This window comes from Streptococcus sp. UBA632, assembly GCF_002300045.1.
Lineage (GTDB): Bacteria > Bacillota > Bacilli > Lactobacillales > Streptococcaceae > Streptococcus > Streptococcus alactolyticus.
The window spans coordinates 1-7,545 of the sequence record NZ_DBPA01000041.1; the positions used below are offsets into that span (position 1 = coordinate 1).

Annotated in this window: 6 protein-coding genes and 1 pseudogene; 3 read left to right on the forward strand and 4 right to left on the reverse strand. The window is 39.6% G+C overall.

Annotation, left to right across the window (positions count from 1 at the left end; genetic code table 11):
• Positions 1-1,614, forward strand: a 1,614-nt coding sequence (locus B3473_RS05555) for an isoleucine--tRNA ligase (protein ID WP_293677851.1), incomplete at its 5' end; no start/stop codon positions are given.
• An 84-nt stretch (positions 1,615-1,698) separates the two neighbouring features.
• Here B3473_RS05555 and B3473_RS05560 read toward each other — a convergent pair.
• The 3 genes from B3473_RS05560 to B3473_RS05570 all read right to left on the reverse strand — a co-directional run bounded on the left by B3473_RS05560 (position 1,699) and on the right by B3473_RS05570 (position 4,992).
• Positions 1,699-2,001 carry a DUF1827 family protein gene (locus B3473_RS05560; RefSeq protein WP_154454444.1) on the reverse strand — a complete coding sequence of 101 codons (303 nt, stop codon included), beginning with the start codon at positions 1,999-2,001 and terminating at the stop codon, positions 1,699-1,701.
• 56 nt (positions 2,002-2,057) lie between these two features.
• A complete protein-coding gene (locus B3473_RS05565) occupies positions 2,058-2,513 on the reverse strand; it encodes an NUDIX hydrolase (RefSeq protein WP_154454443.1) in 456 nt (151 codons plus the stop codon).
• Between the two features lie 184 nt (positions 2,514-2,697).
• On the reverse strand, positions 2,698-4,992 hold the full coding sequence (locus tag B3473_RS05570; RefSeq protein ID WP_235281199.1) for an ATP-dependent Clp protease ATP-binding subunit: 2,295 nt from the start codon (positions 4,990-4,992) through the stop codon (positions 2,698-2,700).
• 232 nt (positions 4,993-5,224) lie between these two features.
• Between B3473_RS05570 and B3473_RS05575 the strand changes: the two are divergent.
• Positions 5,225-5,368 (forward strand): annotated as a pseudogene (locus B3473_RS05575) (ornithine carbamoyltransferase); the annotation flags it as partial.
• 137 nt (positions 5,369-5,505) lie between these two features.
• A complete protein-coding gene (locus B3473_RS05580) occupies positions 5,506-6,357 on the forward strand; it encodes a methyltransferase domain-containing protein (protein ID WP_126110948.1) in 852 nt (283 codons plus the stop codon).
• 203 nt (positions 6,358-6,560) lie between these two features.
• On the opposite strand, the gene B3473_RS05585 is transcribed toward B3473_RS05580, so the two are convergent.
• Positions 6,561-7,526: a cation:proton antiporter gene (locus B3473_RS05585; protein ID WP_293677858.1), complete on the reverse strand. Its 966-nt coding sequence runs from the start codon at positions 7,524-7,526 to the stop codon at positions 6,561-6,563.
• Between the last annotated feature and the right edge of the window lie 19 nt (positions 7,527-7,545).

Genomic DNA, 7,545 nt, shown 5'->3' on the forward strand with positions numbered 1-7,545 from the left:
CACTCATACCCATTTGACTGGCGTACTAAGAAACCAATCATCTGGCGTGCTGTACCACAATGGTTTGCATCAGTTTCTAAATTCCGTCGAGACATTCTTGATGAAATTGACCGCACAACATTCTATCCAGAATGGGGTCGTACACGTCTTTACAACATGATTCGTGACCGTGGCGATTGGGTTATCTCACGTCAACGTGCTTGGGGTGTGCCACTTCCAATCTTCTATGCAGAAGACGGTACAGCTATCATGACTAAAGAAGTGACTGACCACGTTGCAGATTTGTTTGAAAAATACGGTTCAATCGTTTGGTGGGAACGCGATGCCAAAGACCTTCTTCCAGAAGGCTTCACGCACCCAGGTTCACCAAATGGCGAATTTACCAAAGAAACAGATATCATGGATGTTTGGTTTGACTCAGGTTCTTCATGGAATGGTGTTATGAATGCCCGCGAAGGTTTGGAATATCCAGCTGATCTTTACCTTGAAGGTTCTGACCAATACCGTGGTTGGTTCAACTCATCATTGATTACCTCAGTTGCCGTCAATGGTCATGCTCCTTATAAAGCTGTCCTTTCTCAAGGTTTCGTTCTTGATGGTAAAGGTGAAAAAATGTCTAAATCACTCGGAAACACTATCCTTCCAAGTGACGTTGAAAAACAATTTGGTGCTGAAATCTTACGTCTTTGGGTAACAAGCGTTGATTCTAGCAACGATGTTCGTATTTCAATGGATATTTTGAAACAAACGTCAGAAACTTACCGTAAAATCCGTAATACCCTTCGTTTCTTGATTGCAAATACCAGTGATTTCAATCCAAATGAAGATACCGTTGCTTACGAAGAATTGCGTTCTGTGGATAAATACATGACCGTGAAATTCAACCAATTGGTAGCAACTATCCGTAAAGCTTATGAAGCTTATGATTTCATGGCTATCTACAAAGCTGTTGTGAACTTCATCACTGTTGATTTGTCTGCCTTCTACCTTGATTTTGCCAAAGATGTGGTTTACATCGAAGCAGCTGACAACCTTGCTCGTCGTCAAATGCAAACCGTCTTTTATGACATTTTGGTTAAAATCACTAAATTGTTGACACCAATCCTTCCACACACTGCGGAAGAAATTTGGTCATACTTAGAGTTTGAACCAGAAGAGTACGTGCAATTATCAGAATTACCAGAAGCAGAAGTCTTTGAAGGTCAAGACAATATCCTTGAAGAATGGGATGCCTTCATGACCCTTCGCAACCAAGCTCAAAAAGCCTTGGAAGAAGCGCGTAATACTAAAGTTATCGGTAAATCATTGGAAGCTCATTTGACAATCTATGCGAGCGAAGAAGTGAGAACACTTTTGACAGCCCTTGATAGCGACATTGCGCAATTGTTGATTGTTTCTCAATTGACCATTACAGATGAAGCTGCGCCAGCAGATGCCGTTGCTTTTGAAGATGTTGCCTTCACAGTTGCTCATGCAGAAGGTGCTGTTTGTGACCGCTGTCGCCGTGTTGACCCAACAACAGCGGAACGCTCATACGGTGTGACAATCTGTGACCACTGTGCTGACATTGTTGAAACGAATTTTTCAGCAGCCGTAAGCGAAGGTTTTGAATAAGCCAATAAAAAATCAAAAGCTAGGATGAGAATCCTAGCTTTTTTGCTTGTCCAAAAGAAAAAATCTGAGACAAAATGCCTCAGATTAAGGAGCTGTTGGGAATGAAATTTCAATGAGATTAGCCGTGTGTAGAGTTTTTATCTGGTCTAATTGGATACTTGACGTATCGATTTTACGCTTGAGGAAAAACTCACGAATGGTTTCAATTTCACTATCTTTAATAGCGCGATATTTGTTTGAAATCAACAGCTCGTAGTGGTTAGGCGCCTGCGTGAAAATAACGTCAGTATTTCCTGCTGAATAAGTCTCAACCAGCTGAGCATCCGTATTGCGAAGTTGGTTACGAACTAACTCAGAGTGGCTACTGGTGGTGTTGATTAATCTCATATACTCCCCTCCTGATGTTTTCTTTACATTAATATTATAACACGATTTTTAACAAATTAAGCGTTTTTATGGTGTTTTTTCAGCCAGGCTTTCACACCCCATTGGTGGCTGCCGCGTTTTAATTTTTGGATGGCTTCTTCAACATGGAACCAAGCGAGGTTGTTAAAGTCCTCAAGCGGTGCCCCTAATTCTTGAAAATGGGTGACTTCGTACAAGTAAGCAGGGTTGTAGAAGTAGGTATTGCGATGACGTGAGTAGAAGTACTCATCGGCTTGCCCATAATAATAGCCAATATCCGCTGAAAAGCCCAATTCTTCTCGGAGCTCACGTTGCAAGGCGGTAAAATGGTCTTCACCAGCTTCGATTTCGCCACCAGGCAAAAACCATGAGCCGTTTGGAGCTTGAACTAAAATGATTTGCGTTTGGCTCTTATCTGGAATAATCGCATACACGCCATAGCGCGCTTTATAGTTAACATGGTCTAATTTTTGACCGAAAGTAGGATTTGTCATAATGCTTTTCCTCCATTGGTAAATGGGATAGAAGCAGCGAATCAGACAAACCTGACGACACTAAATCCATCCATTACTTATATTATACTAAATCGCTCTCATTTTTTCCAGAAAGTTATCTGAATATTTTAATAATATTGGTTTTTAAAATTCTCCAGATAGTTGCTATCTGGAGAATAATGACTTATTCTGTCGGTTCTGATACGGTTTCAGCATCTTTATCTTTGTCTTTGTTAGCGGATTTGATGCTAATCTTGCCCTTGCTGGTCAAAACAGCCTTCAAATCTTTTTCGCTTGGATTTTCAAGATAGTAGTCGGTAATAGCATCTTCAATGTAGTCTTGAATAGTACGACGGAGAGGACGTGCTCCCATTTTAGGGTCGTAACCAATGTCAACCAATTTTTCTTTTACCTTATCGGTTACTTCAAGATGAATGTCATTTTGAGCAAGGCGTTTGTTAACATCATCAAGCATGAGGTTGACGATGTGGAGCAAGTTATCCTTGCTGAGTGATTTGAATTCGATAATGCCGTCAAAACGGTTCATAAATTCAGGGCTGAAGTAGTTGCCTAATTCGCCTAGAACAGAATTAGTGCGTCCTTCGCGTACTGCCCCAAAACCAACGCTAGCTTCTACCTTACCAGTTCCGGCATTTGATGTCATGATGATAATGGTATCCTTGAAGCTGACTGTGCGTCCTTGTCCGTCTGTCAAACGACCGTCATCAAGAACTTGCAAGAACATATGCATCACATCAGGATGCGCTTTTTCCACTTCATCAAGCAAGATAAGTGAATAAGGGTTGCGGCGTACTTTTTCAGTCAATTGTCCAGCTTCTTCGTAACCAACATACCCTGGAGGGGCTCCGACAAGTTTAGCGACAGCGTGTTTTTCCATGTACTCAGACATATCAAAACGAATCATGCTATCAGCTGAACCAAAGAGTTCGATAGCCAATTGCTTTGAAAGTTCGGTTTTACCAACACCAGTTGGCCCGACAAAAAGGAAAGAACCAATTGGACGATTTGGGGTACCAAGTCCGACACGATTACGGCGGATGGCTTTGGCAATTTTATCCACAGCCTCATCTTGTCCAATCACGTGTTTCTTCAAATCATCGGCTAAATGAATCAATTGAGATTGTTCTTTTTCTTTCAAGTCGCCAACAGGAATGTTGGTCTTTTCTTCAATGATCGCTTCGATGGTTTTTTCAGTGATGACTGGAATATCTTCCTCGTTGATAGTTTGTTGCTGCATTTCCTTGTATTTAGCGATTTGGTCGCGAAAATAAGCAGCGCGTTCGTAATCTTCTTCACGAGTGGCTTGAGTTTTCAAGTTTTCAGCTTGCTCTAGACGTTTATCGATTTCTTTTGGATCAATAAAATTAAGCGTCAAATTCATGCGAGAACCAGCTTCATCAAGAAGGTCGATGGCCTTGTCAGGCAAGAAACGGTCTTGAATATAGCGGTTTGATAGATTTGCGGCTGCTTCAATAGCATCATCACTGTATTTGACATGGTGGTAATCTTCATATTTCTTTTGAATACCACGAAGAATGGTAATGGTTTCTTCAACGCTTGGTTCATCCACTTTGACAGGCTGCATGCGACGTTCTAAAGCAGCATCTTTTTCGATGATGCGATATTCATTGAGGGTTGTTGCCCCAACCAGTTGCAATTCACCGCGTGCCAAGGCTGGTTTCAAAATGTTACCTGCATCCATGCTGCCATCACCTGTTGAACCTGCACCAACAATTTCGTGAATTTCATCAATGAAGAGGATAACGTCCTTACGTTTGCGGATTTCTTCCATCAATTTTTGCATGCGTTCTTCAAATTGACCACGGATGCCAGTGCCTTGAACGAGGCTAACCACATCTAAGCGAATGACTTGTTTGTTTTGCAATTTTTGTGGCACATTGCCGTCAACGATTTTTTGGGCTAGGCCTTCCACAACTGCGGTTTTACCAACACCAGGTTCTCCGATGAGGACAGGGTTATTTTTGGTACGGCGGTTGAGAATTTCGATGACACGGACAATTTCAGAATCACGTCCGATGACAGGGTCAATATCGCCACGAAGGGCCATTTCAGTAATATTGATACCAAATTCTTCTAGTAAGCCTTTTGGTTGTTGGGCACCACCATTGTTGCGATAGTTGTTGTTATTGTTGCCTCCGTTACGCCCACCATTTCCTGACTGAGTTGGAGGTGTATTTTGGAAGTTTTGATTTCCAAATGCTTGGAAGTTACCTAGATTGCTAAAAAAATCGTCAAATGGATTGGTACCAGATGCTTGGTTTTGATTGTTTGACGTAGCTGATTGCCCCCCACCTAGATTTCCTAAAATAGTATTGTTAGGGTCAGTTTTCATGATTTGATAGCAGTTTTGGCACAAGTCAATCTGCTTTTGCTGACCGTTGACATTTGTATAAAGATGAATGGTTGATTCATTTAAATGACAATTTTGACAGAGCATATAATATACCCTCCTTTCGAAATCACTGACTATGGCGACAAAGGTCAAAGATAGTCAAATTTATATTTCCATTATAGCATGTGATGACTAGAAATCAAGGAAAAAGATTACAAAATTATCACTCCTGTCATTAGAGTGCTATATTTTATTTTTATTCAGAAAATATTGACAAATGGTATATTTATGCTAAAATAAATTATAATATTTCAGAATAAAAGGGTGGAGATGACATATGACAAAACAAAAATCATTTGTGAAAGAGATTGATTTTACAAAGGAAGAGCTCTTAGAATTGATTGATTTAGGCTTGGCTTTTAAGGAATTAAAAAAGAAAAGAATTTTGCATAAGTATTTAGAGGGATTGAATATTGCCTTGTTTCTTTTCTTGTGGCCTTTCTTTTAACATGGAAAAGTGCATTTTTGGAACCGATTGATGAAAATTTTCAACTAACAAGTCCTTATCAAGATGAAATATAGTAAAATAGAATGAATAGAATAAGAAGGAGTCTTTATGTGAAAAAAATTGAGCGAAGTGGTTTATTTATGAAAGAAAATCTGCACTTGTTCCAATGCCCCGTATGCAAGCAAAATTTTACGGATGTAGTGGGGACAAGTGTAGTTTGTGTGGAGAATCATCAATTCGATTTGTCTAAAAAAGGAACGCTGCATCTTTTATTAAAAGGTGGACAGAATGAATATGATAAAAAAATGCTGTCGAGCCGAAAAAAACTGGCAGAGACTGGCTTTTTTCAGCCAATGCTGGACGTCGTAAAAAAACAATTAGAGGGAAGAAATATAACAGCACTTCTAGATGTGGGATGTGGAGAAGGCTCTCACCTACATTATTTACAAAATCAGGGAGTATCTGGCACTAAAATTGGTTTTGATATTTCCAAAGACGCTATTCAGTTGGCAGCCTCTCATTATTTTGACGATGCATTTTGGTGTGTGGCTGATTTGGCTCATTCTCCATTTGCCGGAGAGCAGTTTGATGCGATTTTGAATATTTTATCGCCATCTCATTATGAAGAGTTTGGTCGTCTCTTGAAAAAAGGTGGTGTAGTTGTCAAAGTAGTTCCCGATGCGGATTATTTAATTGAGCTTCGTCAAAAATTGTTTATGCTGGAGGAAGAAAAGCAGAGCTATGAGAACGAACCGGTAATCAAACGTTTTGAACAAGCATATCCAAATTACTTACATGAACATGTTAGATATGAAGTGTCTCTTACAGCAGAAGTTTACCGCTGGTTATTAGAAATGACGCCTTTAACGTGGGGAGCAGATGAAGGGAAACGACTGGAACTCTTGGCAGAGCCACTACCATCCATTACAGTTGCGATGTCTGTCCTTGTAGGTATAAAGTAAGCGGCAGTAAGGTCTCGTAGAATTCGTCAAAAAGGTGTTTACAAACAAATGTTATCTTGTTATACTGATATCATCATTTTGTTTCGAGTATCATTGCCATTATACAGTCATACAAAATGAATCATCCAACGTATTGATTTGCCGTGTCTATCACCGAATCTATACGTTTTTTTGTGTTTATCTGAGAAAACATGAACGAAAAATCAAGAATCATCTGTTAGTAATTTACGGTAACTGAAATCTATGCCAAAAGCTCCAAGAGGTGCAGTAATCAAAATGGCTAACACAGACATCGTTAAAATGAGTTCTCCCGCCGGAAGTCCCATAGCAAGAGGAACCCCACCAATCGCGGCTTGGACGGTAGCTTTTGGTAGATAAGCAATTAAGGTAAAAGTTTTTTCTTTCGAATCTAAGTCAGTTCCTATTAAGCTGAGCCAAGTTCCAATCATTCGAATACCTAAAGCAAAAAGAATAACAAGAATTGGTAAAAAGCCAGCAGAGAAGGCATATTGGATATTGACCGAAGCACCAACTAAAATAAACAAAAAGATTTCACCAGGAATCCATAATGTATTATATAGTTGAGATATTTTTTCAGCTTGTTCAGGAATTTGTCGATAAAGCATAATCGCCAGACTCATTACCGCCAAAATACCTGAAAAAGGGAGATTTGCGAAAGAATCTTCTATACTTACCAAGACAAAGGATAGACTTAGTAGAATTAAGACTTGAATCAATGGTTTTAAGTGAATCTTCTCGAAAAATTTAGAAAGTAAATAGCCACTTAAAAATCCAATAAGCACACCGGATAAGATGGAGAGTGGAAGACTTAAGAGATTTATTAAGTTGAATTCACCACTTTGTGACAATGAAAGGAAGGAAGAAAATAAAATAAGCGCATAAATATCATCAACAGAAGAACCCGCTAAAACTAACTGGGGGATTCCTTTTTTAGTTCCAAACTTATCATGAATAAGTGTGATCATTCTTGGAACAACAACGGCAGGGGACACCGCGCCTAGCACAGCACCTAAAATAGCAGCATCCATTAAAGATACCCCTAACAATAATGGAGCAAAAACCATGACGCCAAGAATTTCAAATGAAGCCGGCACAAAACTTAAAAGGATAGCTGGACGTCCCACTTTTTTCAAATCTTTTAAATCCAAAGACAAGCCTTATCTTGTT

Bases quoted from the DNA above. Each gene is read 5' to 3' on its own strand.
- B3473_RS05560 (WP_154454444.1), bottom strand. From the start codon at position 2,001: ATGAGATTAATCAACACCACCAGTAGCCACTCTGAGTTAGTTCGTAAC.
- B3473_RS05565 (WP_154454443.1), bottom strand. From the start codon at position 2,513: ATGACAAATCCTACTTTCGGTCAAAAATTAGACCATGTTAACTATAAA.
- B3473_RS05570 (WP_235281199.1), bottom strand. From the start codon at position 4,992: ATGCTCTGTCAAAATTGTCATTTAAATGAATCAACCATTCATCTTTAT.